The sequence below is a fragment of the Arthrobacter sp. zg-Y1110 genome, from assembly GCF_025244865.1.
GTDB lineage: Bacteria > Actinomycetota > Actinomycetes > Actinomycetales > Micrococcaceae > Arthrobacter_B.
On the sequence record NZ_CP104273.1, the window covers coordinates 33,297 to 50,467 of the forward strand.

A 17,171-nucleotide genomic window follows, 5' to 3' on the forward strand; every position below is an offset into this window, starting at 1 on the left:
CCTATGTGTGCGGCCGGCACCGAAGACCGCATCGGTCAGTTCAGGCTGTCGTCGTGGACACCGATGTTGGCGAAGGTGATCTTCCCGCCCTCACCCCGCCAGAAATGCAGGCGCCGGGCCGAAGCCGTCTTCACCTGCAGGGAGACCCGCCAGGCTGTGCCCAGCGATGCGTCCTCCACCCAGGGGGCGCTTCCGGTGACCCCGTTGCGCAGGCGGTGCATCTCCCTGCCGGGCATCGTCTCGGCCAGGCCTGTAAGTACCTCCACCGCGACTGCGACCACCTTGGAACGGTCCACGCCCTGGGTCCCGTCAACTGAGGCCAGGAAGCCGGGAGCAAGGTCGAACCCGGCCAGTGGAAGGTCCGCCTTCGAGGACGCCGGAATGCGCTTGACCCATTCCTGGTAGACCTCGTGCCTGAACTGGTCTGCAGGATCCATGAACGCAATGCTTTCGGCGGCTTCGTCGGCGGCGTTTTCCCGGGCGATGGAACGCGCCCTCGATGCCCGCTCCTTCTCCGTGCGGATCCCGTCGCGCAGCCGCTGGTTTTCCATCCGGCTAGCCAGCAGGTCGCGTGCCAGTCCGTCGGCGTCCCGCACGGCCCGCTGCAGGTCATCAAGGAGGTCCCTGCGCTCGTCCTGGAGTCGTTCGATGTGCCCCCGCAGGCGCAGTACCTCCGTACCCGAGGTGACGGGCGAGGGAACCGGGACTGCCCCGGCCGGCTGGGCAGGCGAAGAGCGGAGCTCTTCGATTTCGTCCTGGAGCTCCCGGACATCCCCTGCCAACCGGGTGTTGATGCCGGCAAGGCTCTCAAGTCCGCGCCGGACCACGTCCAAGGCAGCCAGCGATGCTTCGGCGCTGACGTCCTCGAGGTTTCCTCCGTCCGCCGGCACGAGGTCTTCCGGCATCTCCGGGGCAGGCAGAACCTGTTCCTGCTCTTCGTCGGGCGCCGGCTCGGCTCGCACTGCAGGAGATTCACCGGGGACAATCCAGGGGATGCCTCCTCCGCGAAGGACCGGCGGCGCTGCAGCCACGGGAACGCCTTCGGCGGCGGCCAGCTTCCATCCCTTGCCGTCCGCCCTGCCTTTCAGCTCAATGGTGACGGCAACGATCTCGGCCTCGGATGCTTCGTGCCGGCAGCGGACTTCAAGCCCGGGGAAGAGCAGTACGGTCTTCGTTCCGGACACCTGCGCGGGGTACGTGAGACCGGGCAGGAAATGGTCAACCGCTTCGCCGGGGGTATTGAACATGGCGGAGATGTCCAGGGTTGCCCCCTCCAGGATCCCTGAGACTGCCGTTCCGGGCGTGAGGATCGAGGAGGCAGGTACGCCGGGGGCGGCTGCGGTGGTGTCGATACTGGCGATGGATCCGCCGTCCAGTTTTACGACGGCCCCACCGTCCAGCACCATGGATACCGTTCCGGAGACCTGGGTCCGTGCAGGCGCCTTGGCCGGTGCGGCATGACGCCGGACCGGTGCCGGGGGAATGTAGTCCGGCATGTCCATGACGTCTTCCACGATCAGGCCGACGACGCTCCTGGCTTCCTCGGCCGTGTAGGCCAGGCGGACCATCGACTTCTGCCCGTAGGTCATCCACGCTGTGCCTGCCGGGTAGGAGCGGGCTCCTCCCCCGTATATCGAGGTGTCCTCGGGCATCTGGTCTTCCAGTTCAAACGCGGCCGCGGGGGTGGCCAGCAGGTACACCTCGGCGACACCGGCAAGCTTCACGGCCACCGCCTCCGGATCAATGACGGGGCCGGTCTTCACGGAAGAGACAACGACGACGGGAACTTCACGCCGGGGGTCCTTGAGGTGGTCGGCGAGCATGCGTACGTCGTAATTCGATCGGACGGTCGTAAAGCCCACTGCTGTTCCTCTGTTCCTGTTATCCGGGCCGGCCGCGGCCGCGGGCACTGCTCTTATGACGCTATGCGGACGGGCGGCCATCAGGAAAATCCTCCGCCTTCAGCCATTTCCCGGGCAGCTGCGGCAACGTCCGCGAACCGGCCTTCCCTTATCGCCTCGGCAGGTGATGAATCACCGAGCCGGGGGTTCATTCCGATGAACCACAGGCGGGCCACATCACCGCCCTCTGCGCCGCCAATAAGCCGGAACTGGTCGTGGGCGCACTGCAGGCGTTCCAGTGCCTCAGACGGCGGTACAGGCCCGTCCGGCTCGGCCCAGGCAATGCTGATCCGGCGGTCTCTGCTGGCGGACAGGGCGGCTACGAGCGTGGGCCCGAGGAAGCCGTTGAGATCCCGGACCAGGTCCCGGACGTCCGGTTCCCCCGTGCTCATGAGTCCGTCTGCTTCCAGGGGAGCTGCCCGGGTGTCGTTCCGGGTGAGACCGGGGTGATGCCGCGGAAGACTGAATCTCCTCCGGCACGGTACCGGATGGCCAGGAACGCGGGGGCGCCGCCCGGCTGTGAGCAGAGCGCCTCGATTACGGACCGCGCCTCGGACAGCGTGGGGTGGGTGATGAAGCGCTCTGCGCGCCCGGCGTTGGCCATGGTGAGGTAGCCGTGGTCGCTGGCGGGTCCCGGCTTCGGCACGGGGGAACCGGCGTCATAGAGCACCCATACCCGGCGGTCTTCATCCATGACGATGCCGCTGTCACTTCCGGTCATCAGTTCCCAGACGGCTCCGGCCGGGAGGGTTTCCTCGCTTCCGGGCTCGTACCACCGGCTCTCGCTGTCGGTCTGGTAGACGCTTGAGGGAGCCCACGGTGAGCAGACGACGGAGTCGGACGCCAGATTCTCCAGCTCGCGCAGGGATCCGATGACGCGTACGGGGTTGATGGCCGCTGAACCGCTGGCGACGTCGCGTGCACGGGAAGCCAGGGATTCCTCCATGGCCACGACTTCACGGACCAGCGGGTACAGGGCTGCGCCCGCGGTACCGGCCTCGACGGCATGGAGCAGCTCAATAAGGGGTGAGATGTAGCAGCCGCCCAGGTCCACGGACATGTTGCCCGGGTCGGAGCTCAGCGCGCTTGAGAGCAGTTCCTTGACGGTGTCGATCAGACGCGCTGATGCACCGTCGGCGGTTTCCGGTCCGGCCGGGGCTTCTGTGTAGTCTTCCATGCCTGTTATGTGTGCGGCATCCGCGGGGGCGGTCGCCGCCGGCCCTGCTCCGTACGGGGTCTCAGGCTCGGCTGCGGCGCCCGGCCCGGTCAGCGAAGGCGTCCAGGGCGGCCAGGATGTCCGGTGCAACCCAGATGCTGGTGCCCTTGATCTTTCCGGCCGGCGCCAGGATTCCAGCTTCCTGGAGGCGCTCTATCGCCCGGTAGGAAGTAGCGGTGGACAAGCCTGCGTATTCAGCCAGCATGTCCGCGGTGACGGCCGGTTCGCCCGGCAGCAGTTCAAGGATCCGGCGGACAGAAGTCGGTGCGTCTGCGGCACGCTCCGCGTAGGAGTCTTTTACGGCCCTGATGTCCTGAGCCAGGCGTCGGCCGTTGTCGACCGCCAGGACTGACGACTCTGCGAACCGCTCGACAATAGGTGCCACGTCACCTTCCCGGTAGGCGTCCAATGCATCGAAGTAGGACCGCGTATCGGTGAGCAGGCCGGAGGAAACGGGCACGGTGACTTTCCGGGTGACCTCTTTGGCTTTCAGGAGCGAGCTGACGATCGCCCGTCCGGTTCGGCCGTTGCCGTCTGCGAAGGGGTGGATGGTCTCGAACTGTGCATGGGCTATGGCTGCCTGGGTGAGCACGGGGATGTCATCCCGGCGCATGAAGGCGACCAGATCATCCATCGCTTTCGGCACCCGGTCGTGGTGCGGGGGAACGAACTCTGCGGTGTGGGGAGAGTTGCCGCGGATCCACACCTGGGTGTCGCGGTACTGGCCGGCGATCGACTGGTTGGAGCCGTTGAGCAGCGCGTGGTGCATGAGCGCAATGTTCTTCACGCTCAGGTCTTCGGAGAAGTGAACGGCGGCCTGCATGGCCCGTACATTGGAGGCGACCAGCGCAGCATTGGAGCTCGAGGTGTCCCCCAGCCTTGCCAGGGCGATGCGGCGGGCGCCGGCGGTGAGGTTCTCAATCTGGGAGCTGGATGCGGATTCGCTGCGCAGCAGCAGGGCCGAGAACGGCAGCGGGTCATGACCCATATCGGTGTCGAACCGCACCATTTCCACGGTCGCGGCCTCGGCCAGCGCCTGGGTGCGGGAATCCACCACCGGCTCCAGCTCTGCGATCTCCGGGGGAACAGCAGCCTCGTAGGGGCCCCTGGCCAGCAGCCGGCTCCGGCGCGAGAGTGAATGGTCCGGGTCCGCATTCCACGGCCGCTCTTCGTATTCCAGGGCAGGCCACTGGCTGGTTTTGCCCAGGGTGATGCCTGACTCCGAATGAGAGACGGCGGCGAACTGCCCGCCGGTGCCGGTGCCGCGCGGATGCCGTGGCTGGTCCATTGGTTCCTCCTGAGAACATCTGGTCCTGATCTTCTCACACTGGGTGCGTTTTGAGAATATCCGCGCACGGTCCTTGCATTTATCCCTCCCCGGCCCTGCCTGCCGAAGCCGGCAAAGCTGCCTGTCTACGCATGTCCACAGGCAGAGAACTTTGCCTATCGAAGGACGCGCCCCTTGGCTTCCAACACCGAACGGATCCGGATCAACCTGCCTTCCGGCTTCCAGCCTGAAAAGCACACCAAGCAGGTCGAGAAGAAGATCGCCGAGATGCACGGTGACGGTTTCGAGATCGACTCCATTGAATCCGTGACACGACCCGACGGCACCCCCGGCCTTGTCGCCGTTGCCACCCGGCAGGTGACCATCACTTCGGTCAGCCAGTCGGAGAATTCCAAGTCGAAGACTGTCCGGCTGATCCGCGGCACCAAGCCCAGCGACGGCGAGAAGATGGCCATCAAGCTGGCCGACCAGCACGGTGACGGTTGGGAGATGACCCGCTTCGAGCCGTTCCTGGGCACGGCTGTGCTGACGAAGCTCTCCCCCGACGTCGCGCGCTGCCGCGGCGCCGTCTCCGTGGCCCTGGGCGTGAAGCCCTGGGAGGTGCAGGTAAAACCCCGGCGCGACGGCGGCTTCGACCTCGAGCTGCCCCGCCAGTACGTGCCCTCCAAGCATGAATCCAAGCTGGAGGAAGTGGCCACCACCGTGGTCGGCAATGAGGGCTGGTACGTGAAGGTCGACGCCCGCAAGCTGACAGCATCCCTCATTCCCTCCACTCCCCCGACCTTCCCCGGTGCGATCCCGACTCCCATGGACGCCGTCGTGAAGTTCGACCACACGGACAAGAAGACCTTCCGGATCCCGCTGGGCATGAAGCTGCCGTCCGCCGGTGAAACGGTCGGTGAAACGTTCTTCCTGGACATGAACGCCGGCGCACATGCCCAGCTCGGCGGCATCTCCGGCGGCGGCAAGACCGTGCTGCTGAACTGCTACCTTGCCACCTGGCTGGCCAAGGGCGCCGAACTGGCCATCATCGACCTTCCCACCAAGAGTGCCGACTTCGAATGGTGCAAGGAATACGTCCGCCCGGGCGGCTGGGGATGCGCCTCCCCCGCACAGTCCGCGGTCGCCATCCGGCTGATCATGGAGGAAGGCGAACGCCGCTCCGCCTACATCAAGTCCCACGGGGTGAACGACTGGAAGCTGCTGCCCAAGAGCAAGGGTCTGAAGCCCCTGATCGTCATCGTCGATGAGCTCACCGGCCTGTTCGCCCTGGAAGCGGTACCCAAGGCCGGCAAGGACGCCCCGCAGCTGCTCAAGGACATGGCAGAGGAAGCCCAGCGCACCAACCTGTACAAGGAGATCCTGAAGAACGGCATCAAGCGTGTGGCCGCAGAGTTGCGCTTCACCGGCGTCTTCCTGATGCTGGCCACCCAGGTTGCCTCGGCAAACACCGGCATCGAGCCGGCCCTGCGCACGAACCTGCACCACAAGCTGCTCATGGGCGCCAAGCCGACCCCCGGTAACCGGAACCTGGTGTTCTCGGATCCGGACCGCGTTCCCCTGGTGCCGGAGAATGTCCGCACCGACAGTGCCGCGTCCCGCGGTGTGGGGTCCTCGGAGCCCGAAGGTGATGAGCCCTCGGTCTTCAAGTCCTACTACGCCGAAGTGACCCAGTACCGCGCCTGGCTGGAGAAGCTCGGTGTCCCCAAGACGGACCAGCCCGAGCCCACCCGCAAGCAGATGGCCCAGCTGGAGGACGCCTTCGACGCCGACGAGCCCGACAACACGGCTCAGCGGCGCGCTGCCATGAAGGATCCGATGGCAGAGCTGATGGGCGATGCGGGTCTCGATGAGAACGGCCGCCCGCTCAAGGGAGCAGCATTGGCTGCAGCGCAGTCCAAGAGGCTCGCTTCCATGGCTCCCCAGGCCTGATCCGGGTACGGAAAAGCCCCCGCGGGATTTCTCCTGCGGGGGCTTTTGTGTGTGTCCTACGCGGCCTGGCCGGTGTTCTTGCGGAACATTCCGAACCCGGGCTTCGGCGCGTCATTGTCCGTACCGCGTTCTGCTTCCTCGGGGTCGTCGATGTCGAACATCAGCTGCGGCTCCAGGCCGGCTCCGTCCCTGTCCGACTCTTCAGGTTCATCCTGCATCCCGAAGATGCTGGCCTCTTCCTGCACGACCGGCGGCGCCAGCGAGGCGAAGAACGAGTCGTCGCCCTCGAAGGGCAGCGGGGGCTGGTCGTGGTCTGTTTCGAGTTCGGGGATCTCCAGTCCGCTGCCGGCGGGCCCGCTATCGTCTGCCGCGGGTTCGGATGTCTCCTCCTTGCCGGCAGCCTCGGGGGGAACGTCCATGGCGATGATGACCATGTCCATTGCTTCCTCCAGCGGGGTGTCCGGGCTGTCGGCAGCTACCGCCTTGATGACGTTCAGTGCTTCAGCGCGGGCAGCAGTGCGTGCCGCTTCGGTGCGCTCTTCCAGGGTCCGGGCTGCTTCCCTGACGTCCTCCTCCAGCTCGGAGATGTCCGTCTTCAGTCCCGCCACATTCAGGTCGTACTCCTCGCGGCGGCTCCGGGCTTCATCTGCGAGCTGTTCACGCAGGCGTGCCTCTTCCTGGAGGCTGCGGGCCTGGGCGGAGATCGTTTCGCCGGCGCCTGCCAGCTCGAGCTTCAGCCGCGCAATTTCAGCCGCGTCCTGCGGGTCCCCGCGGTCTTCGGATGCATCCGCCTCCGGGCGCTCGGCAAGGCGGGACTCCAGCTGGCGGATGACCTCTCGGGCTTCGGCCAGTGCGGCCGGATCTTCAGCGGCAGCCGGGATATTCACCACCGGTGCTCCTGCCCGTGCTTCCTGCAGAGCCTCTTCCTTCTCACCCAGCTCGGCAAGGAGATCTGCGTTCACATCGCGCAGGCGTGCTGCTTCGCTCTCAGCGGCTGCCGTGCGGCGGGCATGTTCCTGCTCGAATTCCAGGACGGCCGATTCAAGGCCGCTCACACCGGAGACGACACTGTTGAGGAAAAGGTCCCTGCTGCTGCGGAATGCGGCAAGCGGGGAAGGGGCGGCGGTGGTCATCTGACTCCGTAGTCTGGGGGACGAATACCGTATCAGTTTAGCCGTTTTGGCAACAATTCACAGTGCCCACCTGCACGACAGGAAAGCCCCGCCGGACGCAGTGTCAGACGGGGCTTTCAAGTGGAACGTCAGCGCGCGGAGGCTGCGCTTTCGGCCGCTGAGAACATCTGCTGGTAGGCAGCTGCCTTCTCGGTGGCCGTCTTCACGGAAGCCGCCTTGGCCGCCTTGGCGTCCGCAGCTTTCTTCTCGGCTGCCTTGGCGTCTGCTGCCTTCTTCTCGGCGGCCTTTTTCTCTTCCGCCTTCTTGTCGGCTGCAGCGTTATCCGAACCGGTGTTCTCGGCCGCGGCGGAAGCCTCAGCTGCAACCCCGGCATCAACTGCAGCGCCGGTGCTGGAATCCACCCAGGTTCCCGCCTCGTTCTGCGTGACCGCGGCACCCGTGCCCGGGTTCACGTAAGGCGTGTAGCCGCCGCCGGACGGAGCCGTGTAGTTGTTGCTCGGAGGCGTGTACGTCTGCGCCGGCTGGTTGTACGTCGGAGGCGTGTACGTCTGGGCAGGCGGGTTGTAGACCGGGGCCGGTGCGGGCGGGTTGTAGACCGGAGCCGGGGCGGGCGGGGTGTAGTTCTGGACCGGAGGCTTGTAGCCCGGGGTCGGTCCGTAGTTGTTGCCGCCGGATGCCGGAGGGCCGGTCACCGTGCCGGGGCCGGATCCGCCGCCTCCGCCGTAGTTTCCGCCGCCGGAGCCGTTATTGCCGCCGCCGGAACCTGCCTGGCAGGCCTGTCCCATGGCACCGAGGTCAACCATTACCTGGCCCGGAGGGCAGCTAAGGGCCTGGGCGGGGGCAGCACCGAGGATGAGGCCGCCGCTGAGCAGGGCCATGGAGCCGGCAGTGGCCAGCGCGCGCTTCATAATCGTCTTCATATGCAAGACGGTACATGAGAGAAAGGTTTCTGTCATGTATGTCAACAATTTTCTCTCATCATTTCCGGTACGAGTAGGAAAGCACCATCTCGTCGGCGTTCGCGGAGATGTTCCGTTCAGCAAGATTTTCGTTGGCCATCTGGATGCCGCTGATTGATGCATCCCAACTCGTGACGTCATTGGTAACGGTGATGAGCGGGTCCTTCACCGAGGCGGTTCCGGCGGTCTCGAGAGGGGTTCCCATGTGCTTTGTCCCCGCAACGAAGGATGCACTGTCAAGGATGGCGCCGACTCCGGGCTTGATGACCTCGGCCTTGCCGGTTGGACCGTCGACTTCGGCCAGCACCTCTTCTGTCGCTGCGAGGGATTCAACCGCCTTCTTGAAGTCGATCGACTCGGGGTTCACGCCGCCTGCAGCAAATTCCCCTGCCCAGCTTTCACCGTCAGTGCTGGTACCCATCCATTTCGTCCCGGTCTCGAACCCGAAGCCGTTGGCCAGGACGTCGGCGTAGGCACGTGCTTCCCTGCTGTCGCCGTCACCGGTCAGCGAAACCGCTTCACGGCCTGTGTTCATCCACATGGTTGCAGCATCTGCAGGCTGGTCCGGATCATAAGTATCCAGGGTGAGGATGGACTCTGCCGGCGGCTTGAAGGAGTTGATGGAGCTTCCCACAACCACGACGTCGCCCTCCACGGTTACCGTGCGGTTCTCCGATGCGGCCTGGTGCTCGAGCCAGTCGGCTACCTTCTCTGCATCCTCCTGGGTCGGAGACTCGACGTAGAAGAGCCTCAGAGGCAAGGCGAACGGGGTTCCGTGGTCTTCGGTGTCCTGGCTGCGGGAGTATCCGATGTTTTCGATGGCCAGGTCTGCCGCTGCCGGCTTGAGCTCTGGCAGTTTCTTGTTCGGCTCATCCATGGGGGCAACCTTGTCCCACCACTTTTCGGAGAACGGGGCGATGACCACGGTATCGGCGTCTGCCGGCACCAGTGCCGGGATGGAGGACGCTGTCGCTCCCCCGTCACTGCTCTTCGCGAAGATGCCCAGGCCCAGGGCCCCCGCAGCGATAACTGCTGCGAGGGCTGTTCCGGCGGCCAGCCGGCGGTTCCGCCTCTGCGAGGGGGTCAGGCCCATGTTCCTGCTCGTCCGTTCTGTCGGTGCTGCATTCATTACTTGGTGACCCACCGCGGGCGGTTCTGGTCATTGACGGCCACGCAGGTGGTGCCTTCCACGTATCCGTAGCACGGGTAGGTGGGCTCCTTCATGGCGTTGCCGCCCTGGCCGACAGGGCCGCAGCCCAGGTTCTGCTGGGCCATGGATGCCAGTGACAGCCGGAGCCGGGCGGAGCTGGGTCCGTTGTCACCGAGGGTCCACAGGTCATGGCCGAAGGCGAAACCCTTGTAGTAGGGGGATCCCTGGCTGGCCAGGATGTCCGGTGAGCCGCCTCCGGTTCCCAGAGTGGTGTTCGATGATTCGACCCACCCCCTGTTGTCAGGGCTGATGTGCTCCAGCCCGCGGACGGTAACCCCGTTCCAGTCGCCGTAGCGGGGCTTGTGCTGGAAGTCGATCAGCCGTGCCGTTACCAGCTGAGGGGCGTTCCAGCCGGCAGTCGAGCAGACAACGATCTGTTTGCCTTCGCGGGGCATATCGGCCGGAGTGACAAACGACGAGCGGTTCTTCACAGCGCGCTCCAGCCCGTTGGGGGCAGTCGCCGTCAGCTCATAGCGGTAGGTCGCTCCGGGAGCTGCGATTTCGGACCATGTTCCATCGGACCCGCTGTTGATGGTCTTGGCAAGGTTGGATGCGTGCGGCAGGCCTGCAGCTGATCCGAGGCTTTCGTTGGCAACCGAAACCCTCTTGAGGTCGAAGGATGCTGCACCTGCGGACCGGGACCAGGTAACGGAGGTGTAGTTGTTCTGAACGGCGCCGTAGGAGGAGCCGCCGATTTCGATGTTGCGCAGGTCCAGGTTGAACCGCTCTGCCCGGTTGCCGTTGGGGTCGCCGCTCCAGTCGAGCACACTGAACTGGCCCGGGTAGGTCTTCACGGTAGCCCGGGCTTCGTCGCTCCAGCCGTTATTGGTCAGGGCTGCGTTGCGTGACTTGGCACCGTAGTTGATCGTGGCACCCTCTGCGTTGGCGATGTTCGTCCATGCCACCGTTGCCTGGGAGTCATTGGCTCCCTTGGCGCCGTCGAAGGCCTTGCCGTCCTTGAAGAGCTGGTAGGTGCAGGTCTTGTCGGTGCAGAAACGGTCCTTTGCCTGGTGGCCCGCGTCAGCGTTGGGCACCAGTGCGAACGAGGATGCCGGGCTGGCGAGGTCGGGCTTGCGGGTCACCTGAAGTGCAGGGGCAGCCGGACGCTGCGTGACCGTGGCTTCCTTCGCCGAGAAGTCAACGCTCACCCCTGTGTCGTTGTATGACTTTGCCCAGTAGTTGAACTGGGACCCCGCAGGCACCTTGTCGTTAAAGGAGGTTTCCTGAATGCCTTCGAAGTTCTCTACTGAGCAGTCGTCTACCAGGCAGACCATCGCGCCGCCCGTTCGGGTCGTCTTACCCAGAAGGTATCCGTCCGCGGAAACAACTTCTTTCCACATGATCCGGTTGCTGCCCTCGAGGTCGCGGGAGCCGTTCGGTCCGACGGGAATCATCTCGGGGATGGGCGGGTACTGCAGCTGGGTCTTGACGATGGCCTTCGGGGACGCATCAGACTCCGGGCCGGCGCTGGAGCGCAGCTCGGTGACCGTTGCCTGGGCAGCGTTGACGCCGCGGGGGCCGTTGTTCTTGGCGGCCACGTAGTAGGTGTACTTCGTGCCGTACGCAGCCGTGTCGGTGTACGTCAGAGCAGCCGTCGTGCCGATCTTGGTAGCCGTTCCGGATTCGGAGTTGTTCGCGTAGCGCCAGATCTCGTAGCTGGTAGCGGTCGGGGATGCCTTCCACTTCAGGACGTTGCGGCCGTGCGTGTCCTCGTCCGCCCCGGTGCCGTATTCGGCCTCAGAGGTCAGGTTCGCAGGCGCAGCAGGGTGGGTGAGGGTCTGGATGTGAGTGGATTCCTCGGACTGGCCGGACAGGGCGGTGGCCTCGACGAACCATTCGTAACGCTTGCCCCAGCCGCCGCCGTCCCAGGTGAGGGCGGTCTTGGTCGAACCCTGGGTGAATCCGGGCGCGTTCAGGAAAGCTTCCTTGCCTGCGATCGGAGCACCGGTGGAAGCGTTGACTTCGCGGTACTTCAGCTCGTATCCGGAAGCACCGGGAACGGCGCCCCAGCTGACAACGATGCGCGGCTGTGTGAGCTCGGAATCTGCTCCGGTAACCCAGCCTGCAGCTTCGGGGCTGGAGGGCAGCACAGAGGAGGCCTTCCAGGCGGGCTCGGTGATCTGTGCGCGCCAGACGGAGGGCCGGCAACCGGAGGAGAGTGTGCCGTCGGCGGCCTTCGTGTAGACGGTGTAGGTGACGGCGTCACCTGCGGCGGCCGGGCCGGAGTTGTCTGTCCATCCGCCGACCGTCTTGCCCGCCGGAACGGTGACCGTAGCGACTGCAGCTGCGTTGCGGTAGACGACGTAGTCCTGGAACCCGGGCACTACCGTCCAGCGGAGCACCGGCTTGGTTTCGTCGCGCTCATCAAAGGACAGGACCGCGCAGATGGGGCTTGCCGCGGCTCCGTCGGAGACACCGCCGCTGCCGTTGCGCAGGGATGCCGAGGTGGAGTTTTCTGCCGTGCCGGCGTCTCCGACGTCGGCCTTCAGGTGGATGGCGACACGCTTGATGGCGTTGGTGCCGCCGTCCTTGGCACTCAGGGCAGGGGAAACGGACAGGTCGCTGCCGTCGATGCCGTAGTAGGTGAACACGGCAGGTGCGTCGGACTTCAGCTCATCGACGGCGATGCGGGTGACCTGCTTTCCGTCACCGTTGGGGGCGGCGGCACCGGTCTTGGTTACCGGAATCCAGTCGCCGGGGGTGAACGGGTAGGCGTTTTCTGCACCCGTCCAGGTCTGCTGGTAGAACGTCGTTCCGCTCTTCACCCAGCGGTTGATGACCTGGTCCCCCGTGTCCGGTTCGGACGAGGAGATGACAAGCTCGTTGGCGCCGGCGGTAAGGATGGTCCCTGCCACCTGAACCTGCTGCGAGGCGCGGTCCAGTGCCTCCGCAATGGAGGTGTTCTTCCCCTGCAGGGCGGAGTTATTCGCGTTGTTCTGATTGATGTTGGCGAAGAACATGGCTCCGCCGCCGAGGATGATGATACCCACGGCCATGCCGACGAGGACTTCTGTCAGTACTGCGCCGCGGTCTTTGCCGCGCATTACCCTGTTCCTGAACTTTTTCACTGCCATACTCCCCCTGTGTGCGGCTGAACGCGTTTTCGCGTGACCGCGCGGCCGGAAGCCCGTCACTTGCGTGCCCCGGACGGCTGCTTGTAGTCGACCAGGTACCAGATTTCGCTGTTGTAGGTGTCTCCGGGCTTGATTCCGGCACTGCTTCCACCCAGCGGCCCGATGGGCACGTGGCCTGTAAACCGGCCGGCTACCTTCACGGTGTCGCAGGCCAGGGACCCGGTGAAGGCCAGTCCCTTGGAGGTGGACCGGAACTTCGCAGCATCCGAGTTCACGACCGTCCGGCAGGTGCCGTTAGGCGCGTAGATGAACGTGTTGTTTACCGTCAGGGAGGTTCCGGCTGCGTCTTCTGTCCTGAAGTCGACTCCGCCCTTGGTGTAGATGTTCAGGCCCGCGGTTGCGGCGCCGTTGATGTTCGCGGAGATGGTGACCTTGCCATTCACGAAGGCGTTGAAGGCCCCGGATCCGAGGATGGTCGTGGGCACGTCGAACTCCATGGCCGAGTAGCAGCCGGTGTTGCCGTTGGCGACCAGGATCCCGCCGTGCTCGGAAGCCACCCACGGATCCACTGTCGCTCCGCCGCAGCGGCCGATGTTCTCGTCGATGAACTTTGAGTCCATCTTCAGGCCGGCCGGAATGCGGGAGGAGGCAGCCAGGACCGACTTGGATGCCTCGGTGCCGTAGAGGAGGTAGGTTGCTGCGTTCTTGGCGCTGGTGCCGGAGGCAAGGGTCATGACCGGCTTGTCCTTCAGCGCGCCGACGCGGCCGTCCACGAAGTTGGTGTCAGCTCCGACTCCGATGCCGTTCTGCATGGTGATGGACCGGCCCAGGGCCACGTGGTTGAAGGCTGTTTCCGGGGAAACCTCGTAGGTGAGCTGGTCGGCTGCCTTGGAGGTGAAGCCGCCGACAAGCAGGGCGCCTGCGTTGACTACGACTTTCCTTGTCGTGCCGCGGTAGGTGCCTTCAGCGTGGATGACCGTACTCTTGGCTCCGGCGGTCGTCATCGGCTCCAGGTACCAGTTCCAGTCCCGGATCCCGTCGCCGTCCTCATCCTTGGTGCTGTAGGCACGGTGGGCTGCGGTCGGCTTGGTGGCGGTGGGCTCTTCGTTGAGCTGGAAGATGGCTTCCTGGACGGCGTGGTCGGCCAGCTGGCCGGCCTGCCCGAAGTCCTTGTTCAGGGTTGCGCTCATGATGGAGCGTCCCGTCGTGGAAACCATGGCGTAGATCGTCCCGGAAATCAGGACGAGCAGGATCAGGGTGGACATCATGATGACACCGCGGTCCTTCGCCCCTTTGCGCCTCATTGTCTCGAGACGCTCAAGCATGCGTGTCCTCATCGGTGTGTCACCACTCCGCCCTTTTCTGTCCATGTGTAGTAGCCGCCCTGGTAGTTCTGGCGGATAACGTTGCCGATCCAGTACTCGTCGGACTGCGGGTAGCCCATCGGGCCCCGTTCGAAGTCCTGCGCTGCCCATGCGGCCCGGATTGCTCCGACGCTGGCGTATGCGGTTCCGGTCTTCGGGTTCCAGAGGATCGCGCCGCCCTGGTAGTTCTGGTATGCCCAGCCGTCCTTCATCCCGTACACCTCATCGGTGGTCGGGTAGCCCAGCTGTCCGTTTTCCCAGCCGGTATCGGCCCATTTGCTGCCCATTCCGGCAAACACTGCATAGGCTCCTGTTGCCGGTGAGTAGACGATGCTGGCGCCCTCGAACTTCTGGCTGCTGCCGCCGTCCTTGAGACCGGCGACTGCATCCCCAAGCGGGTAGCCGAGCCCTCCTGTGTGCCCGCCCATGGCCAGGTACTTGTCACGGATGGGCCCGTTCACGGATGCGTAGGCACCGTAGGAGGGGTGCCAGAGGATGGCTCCCTTGGCGTAGATACGGTATTTGCCTCCCTTGACGCTGGAGATCTCCCCTCCGGTGGGCTCACCGAGGATCTTGGCGCCGTTCATGAGTTCGTACTTCCAGCCGATCGGGGTGGTGGGGGCTGCGACGGCTTCGTTCTCGCTCCAGTCGGATGAAGCTGCACCGTTGTCTGCCCGCACGCGGACCGTCACCAGGGCATTTCCCTTGGCGGCAACGTTGGCCGAGTTCCCCTTGGAGGCGGTACTCAGGACCTGCCAGGCGCCGGTGCCGTATTTGTACTCGATCCGGTAGCTGGAGGCGAAGTTCACTGAAGGCCAGGTGAAGTCCACGGACTCCGTTTCCGGATTCAGCTTCCCGGTAACGACGGGGGTGGCAGGACGGTTTGGCAGAGTGACGACCGCGGTGGCCGAGTAGGCGGAGCTGCCGGCGGCGCCGACGGACTGTACCCGCAGCTTCAGTGCGTTGCCGCCTGTTCCGGTTACGGTGGCGGTCCTGCTGGTGGTCTTCTCGCTCACTACCGTCCATGCGCCGGAGTTGATCTGCTTTTCCACCCGGTATCCGGTGGCGCGTGCGGCGGCCGGCCAGGTGAAGGTTGCGGAGGCGTCATCATCGGCGCTGCCGGTAACCACAGGCACGGCCGGCAGTTCTTCGACTGTGACGGTGGAGATTGCCGAGTAGGGTCCGCTGATCGAGTAGAGGTTCGCTTTGACGCGCGCCTCGACTTTGTCGCCGGCGGTGGCGGTAACCGTCAGGGTGCGGCCGGTCTGTGCGGCGTTGACGATTGTCCAGGCGCCGCCGTTGATGCGCTTTTCCGTCCAGTAGGAGGTGGCGGTGGGGACTGCGGGCCAGCTGAATTCGGCGTCCAGGGTGTTCTTGACCGTGCCGGTAATCACGGGCATGGCAGGGGGCACCGGGAGGGTGACTGTGACTACGGGGCTGTAGTAGGACTCTCCCGTGGGGCCGGAGGACTTGATCTTCATGTCGACCACGTCGCCGTACTCGCCGTCGATCAGTGCGGTTTTCAGGGATCCGGAATAGTTCTTGGTGACCCAGCCGCCGCCGTTGATGCGGTACTGGATGGAGTACGCGTCGGCGCCGGGGACAGTGTTCCAGGAAGCCTGGGCCTTGGGGCCTTCGTAGACGATGGATCCGGTGAGGGCTGGCACTGCAGGCGGGTCCAGGACCGCAGCCTCATTGGCTGAGCGGACCTTCGAGGGTGCTGCCTCGCCGATGCCCGGTGTGATGATCGTGCTTTCCCGGCGGCTGTGCGCGGAATCCGCATCCAGCTCGTTGTCCCGCCATGAGACGTCCACAATGAGCGTCTTGGTCCCGAAGGCGGACGTGCCGCCCGGCTTGTCCTGCCAGGCGACGGCGGTCTTCACCGTGACTTTCAGGCCGCGCAGGGTCTTGGTTCCGGTGGTTGCCAGCGCGTCGGAGGGTTCGTAGATGGCCGTAGCACCGGAGGGGAGCATGCCGTCATCAGGTTTGGTCTTGGTGCCGATCTTGGACCACGGGGTGGACCTGGCCGTCTCGAAGACGTCCTGGGTGACCTGGGTGGCGATGGAGTCGTTGACTGCGGTGCGCTGGGTGATGGTCGCACTGGTGGCAGTGGCGGTGTATCCGAGGGTCAGCACAGAGATGATCCCCAGGGACACGATGGCTTCGAGCAGCACCGAGCCCCTGTCCTTCTTCTGGAAACGATCCTTGAACCTCTTCACGGATTCCGCCTTCTATTCGTTTGGCTGGGAGCTGACGGGGGTGAACAGTGTTGCCTCGCTGGAGGCGAACCGTACGAAGTCGCCCCAGCCGGCGGCGCTGCGGTCCTGGACGAAACTGCGTGAGGGCAGGGTCTTCAGCAGAGCGATGCCCGTTCCGGCCACGACGGCGTTCAGATCGGCGGGGGTGGATGTTCCAGCTGGCATCAGGCGGTGGCTCTCTTTTGGAATGGGACCGGTGAAGGGGAGGCGGCCTGGACCGCCTCCCCCTGGTGGCTACTTCGGTGCGATCACAAGGCCCGGGGTGGCACCCGTGGACTTGTAGGTGACCGTGTAGTTGGTGACACCGGGGTTGGTGCCGACGATCTGGTAGCCGTAGCCGTTGGCCGTGGCCGAAGCGACCGGAGTGCCGGCCTCGGTCAGCAGGGAGCCGACCAGGGTCGTGTCGGTGCTGTGCTTGGAATCAGCAACCGACTTGGTGACGCCGGCGGACTTGTAGGTGGCCTTGCCGGTCAGGGAGTAGTCGGACTCCACGAGCAGGGCGGCGTTGGAAACCTCGCCGGCCAGGTTCTGAACGGCTGCGCGCTCGAAGAACTTGCTGAACTGCGGCAGGATGGCCAGGGCCAGGATGGCGATGATCGCCATGGCAGCCATGATTTCGATCAGCGAGAAGCCGCCGTCAGCGTTGGCCTCACGGTTTTTGTCCTTGCGGCCGAAGGCGCGGGCCCGCAGCTTGTGCGGATCTAGGGTCAGGGTGGAGCTAGTCAACGGGAGCGACCTCTTTCGAGAAGTGAGCCTTGGCTGGGATTGTGATCCGCGGACCGCCTGGCTGTAACTGCCCGCACCTGCCTACATGCGTAGATTTCGGGCGGCCGCTC

13 protein-coding genes are annotated in these 17,171 nt (G+C 65.0%); 1 reads left to right on the top strand and 12 read right to left on the bottom strand.

Annotation, left to right across the window (positions count from 1 at the left end; genetic code table 11):
• Positions 1–35: 35 nt before the first annotated feature.
• From N2K99_RS16655 to N2K99_RS16670, 4 genes are all read right to left on the bottom strand, one after another.
• Positions 36–1,862, bottom strand: a complete 1,827-nt coding sequence (locus tag N2K99_RS16655; RefSeq protein ID WP_227934471.1) for a hypothetical protein — start codon at positions 1,860–1,862, stop codon at positions 36–38.
• 80 nt (positions 1,863–1,942) lie between these two features.
• On the bottom strand, positions 1,943–2,293 hold the full coding sequence (locus N2K99_RS16660) for a hypothetical protein (protein WP_227934470.1): 351 nt from the start codon (positions 2,291–2,293) through the stop codon (positions 1,943–1,945).
• On the bottom strand, positions 2,290–3,078 hold the full coding sequence (locus N2K99_RS16665; RefSeq protein WP_227934469.1) for a hypothetical protein: 789 nt from the start codon (positions 3,076–3,078) through the stop codon (positions 2,290–2,292). The genes N2K99_RS16660 and N2K99_RS16665 overlap by 4 nt, the downstream gene beginning before the upstream one ends.
• A gap of 61 nt (positions 3,079–3,139) precedes the next feature.
• Positions 3,140–4,405, bottom strand: a complete 1,266-nt coding sequence (locus N2K99_RS16670; protein WP_227934468.1) for a Fic family protein — start codon at positions 4,403–4,405, stop codon at positions 3,140–3,142.
• A 174-nt stretch (positions 4,406–4,579) separates the two neighbouring features.
• Here N2K99_RS16670 and N2K99_RS16675 point away from each other — a divergent pair, with 174 nt between their 5' ends.
• Positions 4,580–6,337: a cell division protein FtsK gene (locus tag N2K99_RS16675; RefSeq protein WP_227934467.1), complete on the top strand. Its 1,758-nt coding sequence runs from the start codon at positions 4,580–4,582 to the stop codon at positions 6,335–6,337.
• Positions 6,338–6,393: 56 nt separating this feature from the next.
• Here N2K99_RS16675 and N2K99_RS16680 read toward each other — a convergent pair whose 3' ends face one another.
• The 8 genes from N2K99_RS16680 to N2K99_RS16715 form a co-directional block, all read right to left on the bottom strand.
• Entirely contained in the window at positions 6,394–7,470 is a 1,077-nt protein-coding gene (locus N2K99_RS16680) for a hypothetical protein (RefSeq protein ID WP_227934466.1), read from the bottom strand.
• Positions 7,471–7,598: 128 nt separating this feature from the next.
• Positions 7,599–8,390: a hypothetical protein gene (locus N2K99_RS16685; protein ID WP_227934465.1), complete on the bottom strand. Its 792-nt coding sequence runs from the start codon at positions 8,388–8,390 to the stop codon at positions 7,599–7,601.
• Positions 8,391–8,448: 58 nt separating this feature from the next.
• The gene (locus tag N2K99_RS16690; RefSeq protein WP_227934464.1) at positions 8,449–9,522 is read right to left on the bottom strand and encodes a hypothetical protein; all 1,074 of its coding nucleotides are present in this window, start codon (positions 9,520–9,522) and stop codon (positions 8,449–8,451) included.
• Positions 9,523–9,557: 35 nt separating this feature from the next.
• Entirely contained in the window at positions 9,558–12,683 is a 3,126-nt protein-coding gene (locus N2K99_RS16695; RefSeq protein ID WP_227934463.1) for a hypothetical protein, read from the bottom strand.
• Between the two features lie 86 nt (positions 12,684–12,769).
• Entirely contained in the window at positions 12,770–14,038 is a 1,269-nt protein-coding gene (locus N2K99_RS16700) for a hypothetical protein (RefSeq protein ID WP_227934462.1), read from the bottom strand.
• Between the two features lie 8 nt (positions 14,039–14,046).
• On the bottom strand, positions 14,047–16,296 hold the full coding sequence (locus N2K99_RS16705; protein ID WP_227934461.1) for a hypothetical protein: 2,250 nt from the start codon (positions 16,294–16,296) through the stop codon (positions 14,047–14,049).
• Positions 16,297–16,308: 12 nt separating this feature from the next.
• Complete coding sequence (locus tag N2K99_RS16710) at positions 16,309–16,500, bottom strand: hypothetical protein (protein ID WP_227934460.1); 192 nt, start codon at positions 16,498–16,500, stop codon at positions 16,309–16,311.
• A 69-nt stretch (positions 16,501–16,569) separates the two neighbouring features.
• Positions 16,570–17,061, bottom strand: coding sequence for a prepilin-type N-terminal cleavage/methylation domain-containing protein (locus N2K99_RS16715; RefSeq protein ID WP_227934459.1), 492 nt, complete (start codon positions 17,059–17,061; stop codon positions 16,570–16,572).
• Positions 17,062–17,171: the final 110 nt, after the last annotated feature.

What these genes read in the sequence shown, in the direction of transcription:
- N2K99_RS16660 (WP_227934470.1), bottom strand. Translation starts at nt 2,293, where the DNA reads ATGAGCACGGGGGAACCGGACGTCCGGGACCTGGTCCGGGATCTCAAC.
- N2K99_RS16665 (WP_227934469.1), bottom strand. Translation starts at nt 3,078, where the DNA reads ATGGAAGACTACACAGAAGCCCCGGCCGGACCGGAAACCGCCGACGGT.
- N2K99_RS16670 (WP_227934468.1), bottom strand. Translation starts at nt 4,405, where the DNA reads ATGGACCAGCCACGGCATCCGCGCGGCACCGGCACCGGCGGGCAGTTC.
- N2K99_RS16680 (WP_227934466.1), bottom strand. Translation starts at nt 7,470, where the DNA reads ATGACCACCGCCGCCCCTTCCCCGCTTGCCGCATTCCGCAGCAGCAGG.
- N2K99_RS16685 (WP_227934465.1), bottom strand. Translation starts at nt 8,390, where the DNA reads ATGAAGACGATTATGAAGCGCGCGCTGGCCACTGCCGGCTCCATGGCC.
- N2K99_RS16690 (WP_227934464.1), bottom strand. Translation starts at nt 9,522, where the DNA reads ATGGGCCTGACCCCCTCGCAGAGGCGGAACCGCCGGCTGGCCGCCGGA.
- N2K99_RS16695 (WP_227934463.1), bottom strand. Translation starts at nt 12,683, where the DNA reads ATGCGCGGCAAAGACCGCGGCGCAGTACTGACAGAAGTCCTCGTCGGC.
- N2K99_RS16700 (WP_227934462.1), bottom strand. Translation starts at nt 14,038, where the DNA reads ATGCTTGAGCGTCTCGAGACAATGAGGCGCAAAGGGGCGAAGGACCGC.
- N2K99_RS16710 (WP_227934460.1), bottom strand. Translation starts at nt 16,500, where the DNA reads ATGCCAGCTGGAACATCCACCCCCGCCGATCTGAACGCCGTCGTGGCC.